General features: G+C 59.2%; 16 protein-coding genes. 8 read left to right on the forward strand and 8 right to left on the reverse strand.

What is annotated here, in order from left to right; all coding sequences use genetic code 11:
* Positions 1-156 precede the first annotated feature (156 nt).
* Complete coding sequence (locus BUA94_RS18460) at positions 157-603, forward strand: L,D-transpeptidase (protein WP_139251195.1); 447 nt, start codon at positions 157-159, stop codon at positions 601-603.
* A 316-nt stretch (positions 604-919) separates the two neighbouring features.
* Here BUA94_RS18460 and BUA94_RS18465 read toward each other — a convergent pair whose 3' ends face one another.
* From BUA94_RS18465 to BUA94_RS18485, 5 genes are all read right to left on the reverse strand, one after another.
* On the reverse strand, positions 920-1,939 hold the full coding sequence (locus BUA94_RS18465) for a patatin-like phospholipase family protein (protein ID WP_073014780.1): 1,020 nt from the start codon (positions 1,937-1,939) through the stop codon (positions 920-922).
* Positions 1,940-2,008: 69 nt separating this feature from the next.
* Positions 2,009-2,791 (reverse strand): 3-hydroxybutyrate dehydrogenase, encoded by a 783-nt coding sequence (locus BUA94_RS18470; protein ID WP_073014781.1) that lies wholly within the window; start codon positions 2,789-2,791, stop codon positions 2,009-2,011.
* A gap of 343 nt (positions 2,792-3,134) precedes the next feature.
* Entirely contained in the window at positions 3,135-3,932 is a 798-nt protein-coding gene (locus tag BUA94_RS18475; protein ID WP_139251196.1) for a hypothetical protein, read from the reverse strand.
* A 75-nt stretch (positions 3,933-4,007) separates the two neighbouring features.
* Entirely contained in the window at positions 4,008-4,787 is a 780-nt protein-coding gene (locus BUA94_RS18480; protein ID WP_073014783.1) for a hypothetical protein, read from the reverse strand.
* 147 nt (positions 4,788-4,934) lie between these two features.
* Entirely contained in the window at positions 4,935-5,696 is a 762-nt protein-coding gene (locus BUA94_RS18485; protein ID WP_073014784.1) for a hypothetical protein, read from the reverse strand.
* A gap of 240 nt (positions 5,697-5,936) precedes the next feature.
* On the opposite strand from BUA94_RS18485, the gene ispG reads away from it, so the two are divergent.
* Genes ispG through BUA94_RS18500 form a run of 3 tightly spaced genes read left to right on the forward strand, consistent with a single transcriptional unit; the run spans position 5,937 to position 8,846 of the window.
* On the forward strand, positions 5,937-7,199 hold the full coding sequence (ispG, locus tag BUA94_RS18490) for a flavodoxin-dependent (E)-4-hydroxy-3-methylbut-2-enyl-diphosphate synthase (protein ID WP_073014929.1): 1,263 nt from the start codon (positions 5,937-5,939) through the stop codon (positions 7,197-7,199).
* Positions 7,200-7,213: 14 nt separating this feature from the next.
* Positions 7,214-8,116, forward strand: a complete 903-nt coding sequence (gene pdxY / locus BUA94_RS18495) for a pyridoxal kinase (protein WP_073014785.1) — start codon at positions 7,214-7,216, stop codon at positions 8,114-8,116.
* Positions 8,109-8,846, forward strand: a complete 738-nt coding sequence (locus BUA94_RS18500) for a DUF429 domain-containing protein (protein WP_073014786.1) — start codon at positions 8,109-8,111, stop codon at positions 8,844-8,846. The genes pdxY and BUA94_RS18500 overlap by 8 nt, the downstream gene beginning before the upstream one ends.
* Positions 8,847-8,908: 62 nt before the next feature.
* Here BUA94_RS18500 and BUA94_RS18505 read toward each other — a convergent pair whose 3' ends face one another.
* The 3 genes from BUA94_RS18505 to BUA94_RS18515 all read right to left on the reverse strand — a co-directional run bounded on the left by BUA94_RS18505 (position 8,909) and on the right by BUA94_RS18515 (position 12,469).
* The gene (locus BUA94_RS18505; RefSeq protein WP_073014787.1) at positions 8,909-10,207 is read right to left on the reverse strand and encodes a L,D-transpeptidase family protein; all 1,299 of its coding nucleotides are present in this window, start codon (positions 10,205-10,207) and stop codon (positions 8,909-8,911) included.
* Positions 10,208-10,510: 303 nt separating this feature from the next.
* Positions 10,511-11,467: an acetyl-CoA carboxylase carboxyltransferase subunit alpha gene (locus BUA94_RS18510; protein WP_073014788.1), complete on the reverse strand. Its 957-nt coding sequence runs from the start codon at positions 11,465-11,467 to the stop codon at positions 10,511-10,513.
* 171 nt (positions 11,468-11,638) lie between these two features.
* Complete coding sequence (locus BUA94_RS18515; protein ID WP_073014789.1) at positions 11,639-12,469, reverse strand: DUF3108 domain-containing protein; 831 nt, start codon at positions 12,467-12,469, stop codon at positions 11,639-11,641.
* Positions 12,470-12,836: 367 nt separating this feature from the next.
* On the opposite strand from BUA94_RS18515, the gene rpmB reads away from it, so the two are divergent.
* The 4 genes from rpmB (at position 12,837) to BUA94_RS18540 (ending at position 15,192) form a co-directional block, all read left to right on the forward strand.
* Complete coding sequence (rpmB, locus tag BUA94_RS18525) at positions 12,837-13,133, forward strand: 50S ribosomal protein L28 (protein ID WP_073014791.1); 297 nt, start codon at positions 12,837-12,839, stop codon at positions 13,131-13,133.
* Between the two features lie 25 nt (positions 13,134-13,158).
* Positions 13,159-13,809: a queuosine precursor transporter gene (locus tag BUA94_RS18530; protein WP_073014792.1), complete on the forward strand. Its 651-nt coding sequence runs from the start codon at positions 13,159-13,161 to the stop codon at positions 13,807-13,809.
* Between the two features lie 189 nt (positions 13,810-13,998).
* Positions 13,999-14,385, forward strand: coding sequence for a hypothetical protein (locus BUA94_RS18535; RefSeq protein WP_073014793.1), 387 nt, complete (start codon positions 13,999-14,001; stop codon positions 14,383-14,385).
* A 138-nt stretch (positions 14,386-14,523) separates the two neighbouring features.
* Entirely contained in the window at positions 14,524-15,192 is a 669-nt protein-coding gene (locus BUA94_RS18540; RefSeq protein ID WP_073014794.1) for a carbonic anhydrase, read from the forward strand.
* Positions 15,193-15,195: the final 3 nt, after the last annotated feature.

Below are 15,195 nucleotides of genomic sequence, written 5' to 3' on the forward strand. Positions count from 1 at the left end.
AGTTCCTGATTGGTCTTTCAACTTACGTAGGCACGTCGGGTGCCGATTCCTAGGGCAGCCTAATCCCGATTTGCGAAATTACTCTTAGCGCAGGCTCTCTTGCCAATTGTGTCAAAATCCGGGCAAATTCACGTGATGCAAGCTGGGAGACTGGAAATGCTCGCAAAAGTGTTCAGAGAGCTTGGAAGATCAGCCGCGCTGTTGCTGGCGATCAGTCTTCTGGCAGGTGGGATTGCCGAGGCAGCGACGGTTCAGGCACGGGTGGATCTGTCCTCGCAGACCATGCAGGTCCGGGTGGATGGCGTGCTTCGCTACAGCTGGCCGGTGTCCACGGCCCGGGCCGGATATCGCACGCCGGTCGGGCGGTTCAAGGCACAGCGGCTGCACAAGCGTTACTTCTCGAAGAAGTATCACAATTCACCCATGCCCTATTCGGTGTTCTTCTATCACGGCTATGCAGTGCACGGGACCAATGACCTGAAGCGTCTGGGCCGGCCTGCGTCTCACGGCTGCGTGCGGCTTCATCCGGAAAATGCCCGGACACTGTTTTCCCTGATCAATCAGAACGGCAAGCAGAACGCCGAGATTGTCATCACGCGCTAAACCGCCCTTGGGCAGCATGCAGATCAATTTGGAAGGGGAAACCCGAGGGGAGGGAAGAGACAGGCGGGGTCGCAGTGCCTGCCTCTTCCATCTACTGTCGCTGACGACGCACAACCTGACAATCAGCGTGCCAAACCTATCGCAAGACCCTTGCCAGTTTGTTGGCACGCAATTTCGAATGCATGTAGTGGTGCGCTCGGACTATCTAACAATATATTGAATTTCTTCAGACTTTGCTAAGGATGCCTGCATTGCATTCTGCAAGGCGCGCTGCAAATGCGTGGTTAAGGCTAGTTAAGCTTCCGGGGAGCCGGGATCACTCGAATTCTGCCTTGAGGTCGACCGTCGACCGGGTGCCGATGGCGTCATAGGATCTTTCGAGCCAGATGTCGGCGGCCCGTCTGCCAATGGCCTTCAATTCCGTCAGGAATGCCCATTCCGCATTGCTCTTTGACGAAGCCTGCAGCGGCTTCAGCTCGTCTCCGTCGATCCGGTGCATGCGGATCTTCATGTACTCGTCTTCCGGCAGCTTGCCCTGCTCGATCAGCCGGCCGACAAAATGGGCGGCGCGCATTTCGCGCAGGAGGCTGGAGTTGAAAGTGATCTCATTGAGCCGGTTGACGATCTCCCGGGCGGTCTTGGGCACTTCACGCCGTTCGATCGGGTTGATCTGAATGAGCACGATGTCGGGCGTATCCGTTTCGTAGAACAAGGGATAGAGCGGCGGATTGCCCATATAGCCGCCGTCCCAATAGGGCTCGCCGTCGATTTCGACCGCCTGGAACACATGAGGCAGGCAGGCAGAGGCCATGACTGCATCAACGGTCAGTTCTTCCTTGCTGAACACCCTGATCTTGCCCGTGAAGACATTGGTGGCCGCGACAAAGACCTTGAGGGCCGAGCAGTCCCGCACGGAGTCGAAGTCGACGATCTTCTCGACCACTTCGCGCAAGGGGTTGACGTTCAGCGGGTTGAATTCATAGGGCGATGCCAGGCGGGACATCAGGTCGAAGGCAATGTAGCTCGGCGAGAAATCCAGGCTCCATTGACCCAGGGCCACATCCAGCGGCGAGCGGCGGATGGGGCTGAAGAAGGACTGCTTGCTGACCTCGCTCCAGAAGTCATCCAGCGCTTCACGGGCAGCCTTCGCTCCGCCATGGTGATAGCCCGTGGCGAGAACCACGGCATTCATGGCGCCTGCGGAGGTGCCGGTCATGCCGTGGACCTGAAGCCGGTCATCTTCCAGCAGCCTGTCGAGAACGCCCCAGGTGAATGCGCCATGGGCACCACCGCCCTGGAGGGCGAGATTGATGCGCTTGGGAGCCTTGCTCGTCATGGGAGGGCCTTCTTCTGAGGGTCTCGATCAGCGTAAGGGGGCTGCTTGCTGGGAGGGTTTCTGTTCGGGCTACTGGGCGGTCCAGCCGCCGTCCACCGGCAGCAGGGAGCCGGTCATGGATGCGGCGCCGTCGGAGCAGAGGAACACGGCGAGAGCCGCGACTTCTTCCACTGTGACGAATTTCTTCGTCGGCTGGGCTGCCAGAATGACATCGCGTTTCACGGCTTCCTCGGAAATGCCGCGGCTCTTGGCCGTGTCCGGGATCTGCTTCTCAACGAGTGGGGTCCAGACATAGCCCGGGCAGATGGCGTTGACGGTGATGCCCTTCTCGGCCACTTCCAGCGCAACGGTCTTGGTCAGGCCCGCAATGCCGTGCTTGGCGGCGACATAGGCCGATTTGAAGGGCGACGCGACCAGCGCATGGGCGGAGGCAGTGTTGATGATCCGGCCCCAGCCGCGCTGTTTCATGCCCGGCAGGGCGGCGCGGATCGTGTGGAACGAAGACGACAGATTGATCGCAATGATCGCGTCCCACTTTTCGATCGGGAATTCGTCCACCGGAGAGACGTGCTGGATGCCGGCGTTGTTGATCAGTATGTCGACGGAGCCGAACTCGTTCTCCGCATTGCCGATCATGGTGGTGATTTCTTCCGGCTTCATCATGTTGGCTGCGGAATAAACGCAGCGGACGCCGAAATCGCTTTCGATGGCGGCGCGGGTCTTTTCGATCTCATCCGCATCGCCCAGCCCGTTGATGACGATATTGGCGCCTTGCCCGGCCAGGGCGCGGGCATAGGCAAGACCGATCCCGGAAGTCGAACCCGTGATAACGGCAGTTTTCTTCGAGAGCATTTCCAAAATCTCCTCTTCAATGGGCAGGACGACTGTTTCCGATGTTTATCCGCACTGCAACATCACTTTTGTGTCCTTGCGGAAATTTAATGAAGGGGGTCTTCGAGCGGAGGGACAGCCGGGATGCAGAACTTTCAATCGGATGGCAGCAATTGGAAAAAAAAAAGCCGGGAAGTTCCGGTAAAACTCGCGGGAGTTTGAGTGTGTCGCCCAGGGGCGAAGGTGTTGGCCGGTCTGGTTCCGTTTGCTGTCTGACTTCAAAATACTTGGTGTGCGGAGCAGCAATTTCCAGTCTAGAGACCAAAGCCCGGCAGCGTTTACTGCCGGACAGATCGACGCAGGATCAGACAGATCCCTGATTTTGCCGCTCCAGCGCCAGCCGGTATCCGGCTGTGATGACGGAAAAAAAGAGTATCTTAATCAGCATTTGAAGCATCAAACCGAGCAAAAGAATTTTGAATTCGACCAATGCAACAGGGAGGATTTTTGTAGACGGCGGACCGAGAAGATCCAGACAAGCACCGGACAGAATAATTGGAACAGTCAGGGAAAGCAGTGCACCGAGCATTGGCCATCCCAAGTCTTTGCCCAGTTTGTGTGCGTCTCCTAGTTTCAGCAATTGCTTTAGAGAGATGGCGGGCAAAACGAGATAGGAGCGTATGGCGTGTGAGGCCAGGAAAAGAAAAACGGCCCCAAAAAACGTAAACGATATGGCCGGAGCCTGCAAAAGCGCTCCAATTTCAGAGGCGGCTGCAACCAACAGACAGAGTGACACAACTAATATGAATGCCAAAACGAGCAAGTTCATCATGAAGCGGAATTCAAGCTTGCCGAACCTCAAGTGAATTTTATTTGGGACTTCACCTGCAAGTGCAAAACGATGCCACGCAAGTCCAATGGAAGCAGATGAAACAAAGTTAAAAGCTATGTCGAAGACCGTTCTTACGTTGAGGCCGAACTCAAGCATTCCTGGAATGTCTCTTCCAATTAATATCATTCTTTGAATAAATAATAATGAAACAAAATAGCAAATAACCCAAATGATATACCATGCTCCGCATGTTCTGAGTAATACATTCAGATTGTCGAGGGGGAAATGCAGCGCCTCAATCAGTATTCGTTTGTAAGGGCTTGTTTCCATGATTTGTCCGGGGGCTATCAGGTGCCCATTTTCTTTTGAATGAAGCGCTGCTGTGCATCGAAGATACGATTACATTCAGGGGTTCTGTTGCTGCTCCAGTGCCAGCCGGTATCCGGCGGTGATGACCGAGATCCCGAGCACGGTGATGATGATCTGGATCAGCAGGCTCAGAAGCATGAATTTGAACTGGATCAGCACCAATGGAAGCCCGGTTGCCACGAAGGTCAGGATCAGTTGCAGGCCGAGGCTGGCAAGGACGAAGGGCAGGGAGAGAACGATGCCAGCACCAACCATCGGCCAGCCCAGACCTTCGCCGAGCGTGTGAGCCTCCCGGATGCCGATTGGCCGCTCGACAGCGGTTGCCGGCAGGGCAAGATACAGCCGGGTGATATGCGGCATCAGGAAAATGCCGGCAATGCCGTAGAGGATCACGGCAACGACGCCTGACCCCATTAGGGCCGCAAGGCCGAAAGCGAGCAGCCCGACTGGAATGAAAACGGCCATCGTGACCAGCAGGATCAGAAGCGTCTTGCCGATGAAGCCCATCTCCAGAGCGCCAACCTTCAGATGGATCAGGTCAGGAACTTCTCCAAGCAGGCCATAGCGGTGCCAGGCAACGCCGATGGAGGCCGAGGAGACGAGGCTGAAGACGATGTTGATGAGGCTGAAGAACAGCGCCGAGCTGCTCAGATCCGTTCCACCGGAGCTTTCAATCCCTGTCAGTTCCGGCATGAAAATCATGATGCAGAGCTGGAACACGAGCAGCAGCAGGAACCAGGCTCCGCAGGCCCTGAACACCACCTCCAGATTGCCGAAAACGAGGGAAAAAGCGTCGGAGAGAATGCGTTTGAACAAGAGAAACGTCCTCTAATTTTTTGAGTGAGCAGTCTTTTGCTCAAAAGATTGTTCGGTGCGGCTTGCCTTTGAAGTGGCTTGTTTTAATGCCTGCTGCTCGGGAGGACCTTGCGTGAGACTGATCAGTGGGAATGGTATCGTGTTGCCTCAAGCATTCGTATCCTGCTTGGGCTCGATGGCGGCGCGGTAACCCGCAGTGATGACGGCAATGCCCAAGACGGTGACGATGATTTGAAGCAGTATTTCAAGCAAAGCGAATTTGAGCTGGATGAGAATGAGCGGCAGACTTGCTGAGGCCAGATTGAGCAAATACGCGATGAATTGCGTCGCCAGACCAAATGGCAGCATCAGCACTATGCTTGCAAATGCCATCTGAAGGCCCACGCCCTCGCCGAGCGTGAAAGCCTCGCTGATCCCCAAGGGCCGATCTATTGCGGTTGCAGGCAATGCCAGATTGAAGCGCATCAGGAACTGGCTGAGGAACAGGACTGCGATGCCAAGAACCACGAGCGACATCACGAGGCTAGAGGAGGCGGCGCTGAGGGCAAAGGCAATTGCAATGACTGGAATGAACATCAGAAAGCCGATCAATCCGATGAGCATGGTCCGCAGAAGAAACCAGAACTCCAGCTTTCCAAAGCGCAGATGAATGGTGCTTGGCCTTTCGCCGGTCAGAGCAAACCGATGCCAGGCGACTGCGATGGAAGGCCATGAAAGCACCATCGTAATGACCATTGCCAGCCAGGCGAAAAAGGCGGGAACAGATGTTGCGTCGGGGCTTGAAGGAAACGCGATGATGATCACCGAAAGCGTGAACTGCAAAGCGAACCATGTGCCGCATACCTTGAAGACCACATCGAGATTATTGAACGTCTGATGGAATGCGTCGGAGAGAATGCGCTTGAACAACCGGATATTCCTGAAAATGTTCGTGAAAACAGAGTTTCCACTATGGCTTGCAGCTTTTCGCAGTACAAATTTTTTGCGCTATGTATCTCCGCTTTTCCACGCTGAGTTTGGCAGAGTGAAATCGAACGTGACACGCCAGACCATTGCCCTTTTGGCGCAGGGGCACTAATCAGGCGGTAAGGCCTGGGTGGGGGAGGAATGCCCGCCCGGAGCCAAGGACGCAGCGAGACGGCAGATCCCATGATCGACAATTTTGCAAAGCCCAAGACCCGGCGCCATTCGGTCGCGGTAAAGGTTGGCAGCGTGACAGTGGGGGGCGATGCTCCGATTGTTGTGCAATCCATGACCAACACGGACACGGCTGATGCGGACGCCACCGTTGCGCAGGTTGCAGCGCTTGCCCGGGCTGGATCGGAACTGGTTCGCATTACGGTGGACCGGCCCGAAGCCGCAGTCCAGGTGCCGCGGATCCGCGAGCGTCTGGACCGGATCGGCATCAACGTGCCGCTGGTCGGGGACTTCCACTATATCGGCCACAAGCTCCTGAGCGACTATCCCGATTGCGCCGCAGCGCTCGACAAGTACCGGATCAATCCGGGCAATGTCGGCTTCAAGGCCAAGCGCGACACGCAGTTTTCGCAGATCATCGAGATCGCCATGAAGCACGACAAGGCCGTGCGGATCGGGGTGAACTGGGGCTCTCTGGATCAGGAACTCCTGACCAAATTGATGGATGAAAACGCGGTCAGCGCTGCGCCGGTCTCGGCTTCGGCCGTCATGCGCGAGGCGATCATCCAGTCCGGTCTTCTGTCTGCCCAAAGGGCCGAAGATCTCGGTATGGGCCGGGACAAGATCATCCTGTCGGCCAAGGTCAGTCAGGTTCAGGATCTGATCGCGGTCTATGCGGACCTGGCCGAGCGCTGTGACTATGCACTGCACCTGGGCCTGACCGAAGCGGGTATGGGTACCAAGGGCATCGTTTCCTCGGCGGCCTCCATGGGCATCCTGCTGCAACAGGGCATCGGCGATACGATCCGCGTGTCCCTGACGCCTGAGCCGGGCGGTGACCGGACCCGTGAGGTGCAGGTGGCCCAGGAGCTTCTGCAGGTCATGGGGTTCCGGGCCTTCGTGCCCGTGGTCGCGGCCTGCCCGGGATGCGGACGCACGACTTCGACCGTCTTCCAGGAACTGGCTCAGGACATTCAGGACCATATCCGGGTGTCCATGCCCGCCTGGCGCGAGCAATATCCGGGTGTTGAGGGCCTGAACGTTGCTGTGATGGGCTGCATCGTGAATGGCCCCGGCGAATCCAAATACGCCGACATCGGGATCTCTCTTCCGGGCACTGGCGAAACGCCGTCCGCGCCTGTCTTCGTCGATGGCGAAAAGGTTACGACCCTTCGCGGCGAAGGCATTGCCGATGAATTCAAGCAAATGGTTCTGGATTATATCGAGCAGCGTTTCGGCACTCCGGGCAAAGCATCCCAGTCAAGCCAGTCCTGATCACTGAGGGCATCATGAACCAGCCTGCCGCCGGGCCAGCTCCCGCCAAGAAAACCATTCTCGTCATCACTTCCCAGGTTGTCCGGGGCGGGATCAGCGGCCGGGGCATTGTCTTCACGCTGGAGCGGCTGGGCCATCCGGTCTGGTTTCTGCCGACGATCCTGCTGCCCTGGCATCCCGGGCAAGGTCCGGGCACGCGCATTGTGCCGCCGGCGCCGGACTTTGCTGCCATTGCCGCAGATCTGGCAGGGTCCAGCAAGCTTGGCGAAATCGGTGCGGTTCTGACCGGCTATCTGGGGGATGCGGAACAGGCCACGGCGATTGCCGGATTGGTCAAGGCTGTGAAGCAGGCCTCGCCGGAAGCGGTCTACATGTGCGATCCGGTGATGGGGGATCACTTCAGCCCTGACCGCAACGGTCTCTATGTGCCCAAGGCAACGGCGGCGGCGATCCGGGATGAACTGGTGCCGCTGGCCGACATCGTCACGCCGAATTCCTTTGAACTTGGCTGGATGACGGGCCGGGAAATCACCAGTGAAATGCAGACAGTTGCTGCTGCCCGGTCCCTTGGCGCCGAGCAGGTTCTGGTGACCTCTGCACCCGCCTTGCGCCGCAATGCCATTTCCAATCTTCTCGTCACCCGCCGCGGGGCGCTGGCTGCGGAACATGCTGCCGTCGCGAACCCGCCCAAGGGGACCGGCGATCTGATGGCTGCCCTGTATCTGAGCCGGTTGCTGGATGGCATGCCGGAAGAAGATGCCCTCGTGCGCTCTGCCGGTTCCACCTTCGAAATGGTCGCCCGCAGCGTCAAGAAGGGCGCTGATGAACTGCTGTTTGCCGAGGAGCAGGTATCGCTCGGACGGCCGATGGCGCTTGTTTCCAGCCGCCGCGTGATGGAAATGGTCTCCCGTGCCTGACCTCACGGCCCCCTTGCTGGCAGGCGTTGATGGCTGCAGGGCAGGGTGGGCTGTGGTGCTGATCCGGGACGGGGAGGCTGGAACAGCCAGGCTCAGGATTGCGGGTGACTTTTCCGCTGTGCTGGACCTGGTGCCTGATCCTGGCATTCTGGCTGTCGACATGCCGATCGGCTTGCCGGACAGGCTGTTGGCGAGAGGCCGGGGGGCAGAACAGGCTGCCCGGCGGCATCTGGAGGATCGCCAGTCATCCGTCTTTGCCGTTCCTTCGCGCGATGCGGTCTATTGCGAGGACTATTCCTCGGCCTGTGACGTGGCGTTCCAAACATCCGAGCCGCCGCGCAAAGTGTCCAAGCAGTGCTTTTATCTGTTTCCGAAGATCCGCGAGATTGATGGGCTGATGACGCCGGATCTGGAGATGCGCGTCTATGAGGTGCATCCGGAGCTGGCATTCTGGCGGCTGAATGGTGAGCAGGCGATGAGCCTGCCGAAGAAAGTGAAAAGCCGGGCCAGCGGGCCGGGGCTCGATCAGCGCCGGGAGCTTCTGGTCTCCTGCGGCTATTCCCCGGAGTTTCTGGATCAGAAGCTGCCGTCCGGTTGCGGGCGGGACGATCTGATCGATGCCGCTGCCAATGCCCTGATCGCTAAACGCATCCACTCGGGCATCGCAGAGCCGTTTCCAAAGGACTATCAGCGCGACGGTAAGGGATTGCGGATGGCGATCTGGGCCTGAGATCTGGGCCTGAGCCCAGATCTGTCTGAATGGTGTTATGAGCCGCCCCTGCCTTTTCAGGCCTACTGAGGCTTGGCCTCGGGCGTTGACTCGGTCGTGATCTGACCGACTTCCGGAGACGGGGTGTTGTCCTCGTCAGAGCTGCCGAAGGGCAGCCAGCGCTTCAGGAAGCTGCCGCTGGAAGAATTGCGGGCCGGTTCCGGAGCAAAAGCCGTCTCCACAGGCGTGGAAGCGGCTGCCGGGGCTGCTGGAGCTTCCTGCGTTGCGACCTGGACCTGAGGCGCCTGAACCTGCGGTGCCTGGGCGGGCTGGGCGACCTGAGGCGCTTCGACCGGAGCGGACAGGGTCGCGTTCTGCGGACGGTCGCCGCCGCCGGTCAGGGCGCTTGCAAACTTCGACTGGGTTTCCGCCCAACGGCGCTCGCGGTCTTCACGGGCTTCGATACGGGCCACCTGCTGTTCGAAGACCTTGTTGTCTTCGGCCTGCTTCTTGGCGACCAGCTGCTCGAGCGGCGCGGGGACCTTGTAGTCCGGACACTTGGCGGCTGCGCGGAACGGAACACCTTCCACGAGGGTGGTTGCATCGAAAACATATTTCTTTTCGCAGACCGAAACCTTCGGCGGAACCTGGGTGACCTCGAAATGGTCATAGCCGGTCTTCAGCATGCGCCAGAAGTCCATGTGCTCGCTGTCGTGGTGCTTGGCCATGTTTTCCGGCGTCATGCGGAAGGGGAAAGCCTGAACCTGGAAGGAGCGCTGGCCGCCGGCGAAACTGTCGCGGGCGAGGGCGTAGATGTCCTGAACCTGGGCGTCGGTCATGGCATAGCAGCCGCGCGAAGAGCAGGCGCCGTGGACCATGAGGTTCGAACCGGTGCGGTTGAGGGACCGGTCATAGGCATTCGGGAAGCCCATGTTGAACGCCAGGTGATAGTTGGAATTCGGATTCATCAGGCCCGGCGTGATTTCATAGAAACCTTCGGGTGCCTGACGGTCGCCTTCCTTGATCTTGGGGCCAAGGCCGCCGGACCATTTGCAGATCTCGAATGTGTCGAGCAGGGCATAACGGCCGTTGCGCTTTTCCTTCCAGACCTCAAGGGTGGAGTCTTCCTTGAAGATCCGGATCATGATCGGCGATTGGGACGGCATGTCCAGTTCGGTCATCTTGCGCTTGATCGCAGCAGAGACCGGCTCTTTCGCCTTGTTCGCGCTGGCAACGAATTCGTCCGACTGGCAGCCAGCCAGAACACCGGCAAGCAGAAGGGCTGCAGCTGCACCGCGCACCTTTCCTGAAAGGCGGAAGTCTGCCAGAAACTTGCCGCGGGGAGCGTTGCCGCGTCCGAACGGTCTATGCCAGTTTGCCATCTCGTCTATCCGTTGGCGCCGGGCGAATACGCGCGCCGGCTTCAGTGACAGTTTCCGGGAGAAACATCCAATGACATGGATGCCTGGCCGGATCCTGCGGGATCAAGGCTAGGCCGTCATGGTTGACGACCTGTTAACTTGCTTCTTCAAATTCATCAAAAGCTTGCCGTAAAGGCAAGGGCCGCACAATTTTCAGCTGCTGAATGCCCTGAAAATCTGTCCGAATCACGGCGAAAGGGGCGCTTTGGGGCGCCCCTTTCAAAGAATCTCGTGCTTTTTACGGACCGGTGGCCCGCCGCTGGTTCAGCCGAGCGTGCGGCCGATGGCGAGGAACTTCTCGCGCCGTGCCTTGCGCAGCTCATCAGCCGACATGCCGGCCATACCGGCCAGGGCCGCTTCGATTGCGCCGCCAGCCGAATTGATCACGGTTTCCTTGGCCCGGTGGCCGCCGCCAACCGGTTCGCTGACGATGCCGTCGATGACGCCGAGCTGCAGCAGATCCTGCGCCGTGATCTTCATGTTGGTGGCAGCGTCCTGCGCCTTGGTGCTGTCGCGCCACAGGATGGAGGCCGCGCCTTCCGGAGAAATCACCGAGTAGATCGCGTGCTCGAGCATCAGGACCTTGTTGGCCGTTGCGACAGCGATTGCGCCGCCGGAGCCGCCTTCACCGATGATGACGGAAATGGTCGGGGTGCCGAGGCCGAGGCCCTTGTCGGTGGAACGGGCAATGGCTTCCGCCTGGCCGCGCTCTTCCGCGCCGCGGCCCGGATAGGCGCCGGCGGTGTCGACGAGGGAGATCACCGGAATGGAGAAGCGCTCGGCCATGTCCATGATGCGGACTGCCTTGCGGTAGCCTTCCGGACGGGCCATGCCGAAATTGTGCTTCAGGCGGGACTGGGTGTCCGCACCCTTTTCCTGGGCAAGGATCGCGACCGACTGGCCACGGAACCGGCCGAGGCCAGCGATCAGGGCGTTGTCTTCGGCGAAATTGCGGTCACCGGCAAGAGGCGTGAAATCCTCGATCAGGCCGGAAATATAGTCGAGCGCGTGGGGACGGTCCGGGTGGCGGGCCACCAGGGTCTTCTGCCACGGGGTCAACTTGGCATAGAGGTCCTTGAGGGTCTGGGACGCCTTCGCCTTCAGACGTTCGATCTCGTCCTCGATGTTGACGGCTTCTCCGTCTGCGGCAAGGGCGCGCAGTTCCTGGATCTTGCCTTCGATATCGGCAACGGGTTTTTCGAATTCCAAATAGCTGTGCATGTACTCGTACACCTGGCCAGGCCGCTTAAAAGCGCCGGCCCGCCGGAACGCGGGCCCGCATCAGGAGGAGACTGGACGGCAAGATCTTGCGGCATCCAGCCTGCCGTGTGTCGGCTCTAGCAAGAGAAGGGGACCGGCGCAAGAGTGCCGGGCGACACCAGGGCCTTGCGGTTAACGGGAGGCGCTGTCCCGCTGGCCGCTTTCCACGTTGAGTTTCGAGGCTTCAACGACCAGCTGGCCGGTGTCCGTATCGATGGCAATCCGGTAGGGAATCAGTACGTTGTCCTGTCCCATCGGAGCCAGCCATGCTTCCATGTTGGCGTTTTCCATCTGCTTGACGGACTTCTTGGACGGGCGGTGGCCGGCAACCGGAACCCATTTGGCGGTGCAGACGACGACAGGGCCGTCATAGCCGCGGCCGGAGACCTGCTTGATCTCCTTGTAGCTCATCTTGATGTCGAAACGGGTCCAGCCATCGAACACCGGAAGCTTGCGCTTGCAGGCTTCCTTGTCCAGGCCACCCTTTGCGGAGCCAACCGGCATCAGCGCAGCACTGAGCGGATCCATGGCGTTTTTCTGGTGACGGGTCGTCACCGCGATGCGCTCCGGATTCGGCTTGAACTGGGGGGTGACTTCCATGGAGCGGATGTTGCCCGAGCCCTGCTTCAGCGAAACGAAGAAGTCACGGTCCGCCGCGCGGGAGGTCATCTGGTAGGTTGACGGGACAACCTTGGAGCCAACCAGCCAGCCGGACGCTTCCGCGCCGCCCTTGCCTGTGGTGAAGAGCGTGCCGATGCCAGCTGGCTCAAGACCGACCTTCGCGGAATAGGCGTTGCCCTGCAGCACGAGCGACAAGGTGCCCTTGCCGACGGTGAAACCGCCGACGCTGATTGAATAGAGGCCGCCGACGCTGCTTTTCTTCGCCTCGGCGGGCGTGACAAGCAATGCGCCTGCCAGCAACGGCAAGGCCAGAAGACGGCCGAATGACTGCAAACGTGACACTATCAAACCCTCCGCGCCGTTTCGGAACTCCGGCACCGACAAAACTTGGTTCCTGCACGACTCTGTTCTGGATGCCCGCATTCCAGGGGCGGCAAATCAGCGAGAGCCTCGTGACATTAATTCAGGCCAATTGTTCGCTGGTATGGTAACTCAGTCGTTAACAAAGGCGGTCCGGATGACGAAAAACACGGAATCGGCCTCCTGATGCGGAGAAGCCTTGACGATGGCCGCCGCTGCCAGTATAGCAGGCCAACTTTTTCCGTAAACCGCCGGAAATGCTGTAGCGGGGCCTAGGGTCCGCTCCCTTCCGGTTGCAACAGACGGGTTCGAAGCAAAGCGAACCTGCGACAAGATAAAAGGTGATATCATGGCACGCCGTTGCGAACTGTCCGGCAAAGACGTGATGAGCGGTAACAACGTTTCGCACGCCAACAACAAGACCCGTCGCCGGTTCCTGCCGAACCTGTGCAACGTGTCGCTGATCAGCGACGCGCTGGGTGAGACCTTCAAGCTGCGCATCAGCGCCCACGCCCTGCGCTCTGTCGAGCACCGCGGTGGTCTGGATGCATACCTGCTGAAGGCTTCTGACGCTGGTCTTTCTGAAAAGGCTCTGCAGATCAAGGCAAGCATCAAGCGTCAGCAGGCTGAAGCCGCTGCTGCTTAAAGTCTCCGTCAAGGGACTGAAAAATATGAAGACCCGGAGTTTCTCCGCGGCACAGTTCGCCATCGCGGCCACCGCGATGGCGTCTGTCGTTGTGGCATCCAATTTTCTGGTTCAGTTTCCGGTGGGCGGTACGCTCGGACCGGTGGTTCTTGCTGACCTCCTGACCTGGGGTGCCTTCACCTATCCGGCTGCCTTTCTGGTAACGGACCTGACCAACCGCAGGTTCGGTGCTTCTGCTGCCCGGCTGGTTGTCTATACCGGCTTCATCTCCGCCGTTGTCCTGTCGATCTGGCTGGCCACGCCGCGCATTGCGATTGCGTCGGGAACGGCTTTCCTGTCGGCACAGCTGCTTGACGTCACGGTGTTCAACCGCCTGCGCCGCAGCAGCTGGTGGAAGGCGCCGGTGATCTCGTCTCTGCTCGGGTCCGTTCTGGATACGGTGCTGTTCTTTTCGATCGCCTTCGCTCCGGCCTTCTCCGGTCTTCTTGGCTATCACGACGATTTCGCCACGGAAATTGCCCCGCTGTTCGGCGCTTTTGCGCTGGACGTGCCGCGCTGGATTTCCTGGGCGCTGGGCGATTTCACGGTCAAGCTGGTAGTGTCCATGGTGCTTCTGGCACCCTATCGCATGGCGATGGCGCTGCTCGGATCCTACGCGGACCCTGCTACAGCCTGAAATCGTCCCGTCAATCTGACTTCTCGAAGGCCTGCCGGATTTCCGGCGGGCCTTTTTTGTTTGTCTGCGGCAAGGTGCTGACGTCCAGGTTGTGCGGGTTTACCTTCCGTAAAGAATCGTTAACTCTTTCTTGAGACGATTTTTCATCGCCAGAAGGGCGATGTATCTTCAAGGGCCAGGAGGGCCGCCATGCCGACGTCCGTAGACCGTGCCCAGAGCGCGCAAGTCGTGCCGCATGCCACAGAATATCCCCCTGACCGGGAGCGGCAGAAACATGCCTTTCCTCGGCCTGAGGACGCTGCTGACGCTGATCAGGACCCCCGTGACGAGACTTCATCTTCACTCGATGAGGAGCCTGCCGTGGTTCTGGAGACAGAGCATTTCGAGGATCACCGGCTTGATGGGGTCGCTGCCTATACCGCGACAGCCCACAAGGTGCTCGATCCTGTTCCCCAGTCCACGGATCAGAAGCAGGCTGGGCCCCACGGGGATCCGCAATCGCCGTCGGCAGTGCGTCATGCCTATGAGGACCATGGCGGCGAGATCGAACATCACGAGATCAATGTCGCGACCTGAACGGCAGCGTCTTTGGCAGGTGCGTCAGGGAAAATACGTATTCGCTATGAGGCCAGATGCCTGTGGTTGCTAGGCAGCCGCATTCCGATCGCCTATAACCACGCCGACATGATCTTAAACGGATGAGCTGGAGGCTGGATCTTGAGTTTTCCCAAGGACCTGTTGAACGGATACGGCAACTACTTGCAGAAGGGCTTTGTCCGCCACAAGGAAACCCACGAGCACCTGGCGGTCTATGGCCAGAAGCCGAATGTCATGGTCATCTCGTGCTGCGACAGCCGGGTGACGCCTGAAGGTATTTTCCACGCCGGGCCGGGTGAGCTGTTCGTCATGCGCAACGTGGCGAATCTTGTTCCGCCGGCGGAAGACGACACCAGTCTTCACGGCACCAGTGCGGCGATCGAATATGCTGTTCGCGCGCTGAAAGTGAAGCACATCGTGGTCATGGGCCACGCCAAGTGCGGCGGGGTTCAGGCTTTTCGCGAGAATGCCAACGCGCCGACCCTCAAGGGCGACTACATCGGCCGCTGGATCAAGCTTCTGGAACCGGCAGCGATTTCCCTGGCCTGCATGCCCGTCGACAAGATCGACGATCCGCAGCTTGCGATGGAATATGCCGGTGTCCGCCAATCCCTGAAGAACCTTGTGACCTTCCCGTTTGTCGCTGAACAGGTTTCGGCCGGTGAACTGGAGCTGCATGGCGCATGGTTCGACATCGGCTCTGGCGAGCTGCGCGTGATGGATCCGGAGACGGAAGTCTTCTCCGTCAGCGAAGAAGCTCTGGCACTGGAAGCCCAGAACGGTTGACCC

It is taken from the genome of Roseibium suaedae, assembly GCF_900142725.1.
In the GTDB taxonomy this organism is placed as follows: domain Bacteria; phylum Pseudomonadota; class Alphaproteobacteria; order Rhizobiales; family Stappiaceae; genus Roseibium; species Roseibium suaedae.

Coding starts and splice junctions, on each gene's coding strand:
- BUA94_RS18465 (WP_073014780.1), bottom strand. CDS start 1,939: ATGACGAGCAAGGCTCCCAAGCGCATCAATCTCGCCCTCCAGGGCGGT.
- BUA94_RS18470 (WP_073014781.1), bottom strand. CDS start 2,791: ATGCTCTCGAAGAAAACTGCCGTTATCACGGGTTCGACTTCCGGGATC.
- BUA94_RS18475 (WP_139251196.1), bottom strand. CDS start 3,932: ATGGAAACAAGCCCTTACAAACGAATACTGATTGAGGCGCTGCATTTC.
- rpmB (WP_073014791.1), top strand. CDS start 12,837: ATGGCACGCCGTTGCGAACTGTCCGGCAAAGACGTGATGAGCGGTAAC.
- BUA94_RS18505 (WP_073014787.1), bottom strand. CDS start 10,207: ATGGCAAACTGGCATAGACCGTTCGGACGCGGCAACGCTCCCCGCGGC.
- BUA94_RS18460 (WP_139251195.1), top strand. CDS start 157: ATGCTCGCAAAAGTGTTCAGAGAGCTTGGAAGATCAGCCGCGCTGTTG.
- pdxY (WP_073014785.1), top strand. CDS start 7,214: ATGAACCAGCCTGCCGCCGGGCCAGCTCCCGCCAAGAAAACCATTCTC.
- BUA94_RS18535 (WP_073014793.1), top strand. CDS start 13,999: ATGCCGACGTCCGTAGACCGTGCCCAGAGCGCGCAAGTCGTGCCGCAT.
- BUA94_RS18530 (WP_073014792.1), top strand. CDS start 13,159: ATGAAGACCCGGAGTTTCTCCGCGGCACAGTTCGCCATCGCGGCCACC.
- ispG (WP_073014929.1), top strand. CDS start 5,937: ATGATCGACAATTTTGCAAAGCCCAAGACCCGGCGCCATTCGGTCGCG.
- BUA94_RS18510 (WP_073014788.1), bottom strand. CDS start 11,467: ATGCACAGCTATTTGGAATTCGAAAAACCCGTTGCCGATATCGAAGGC.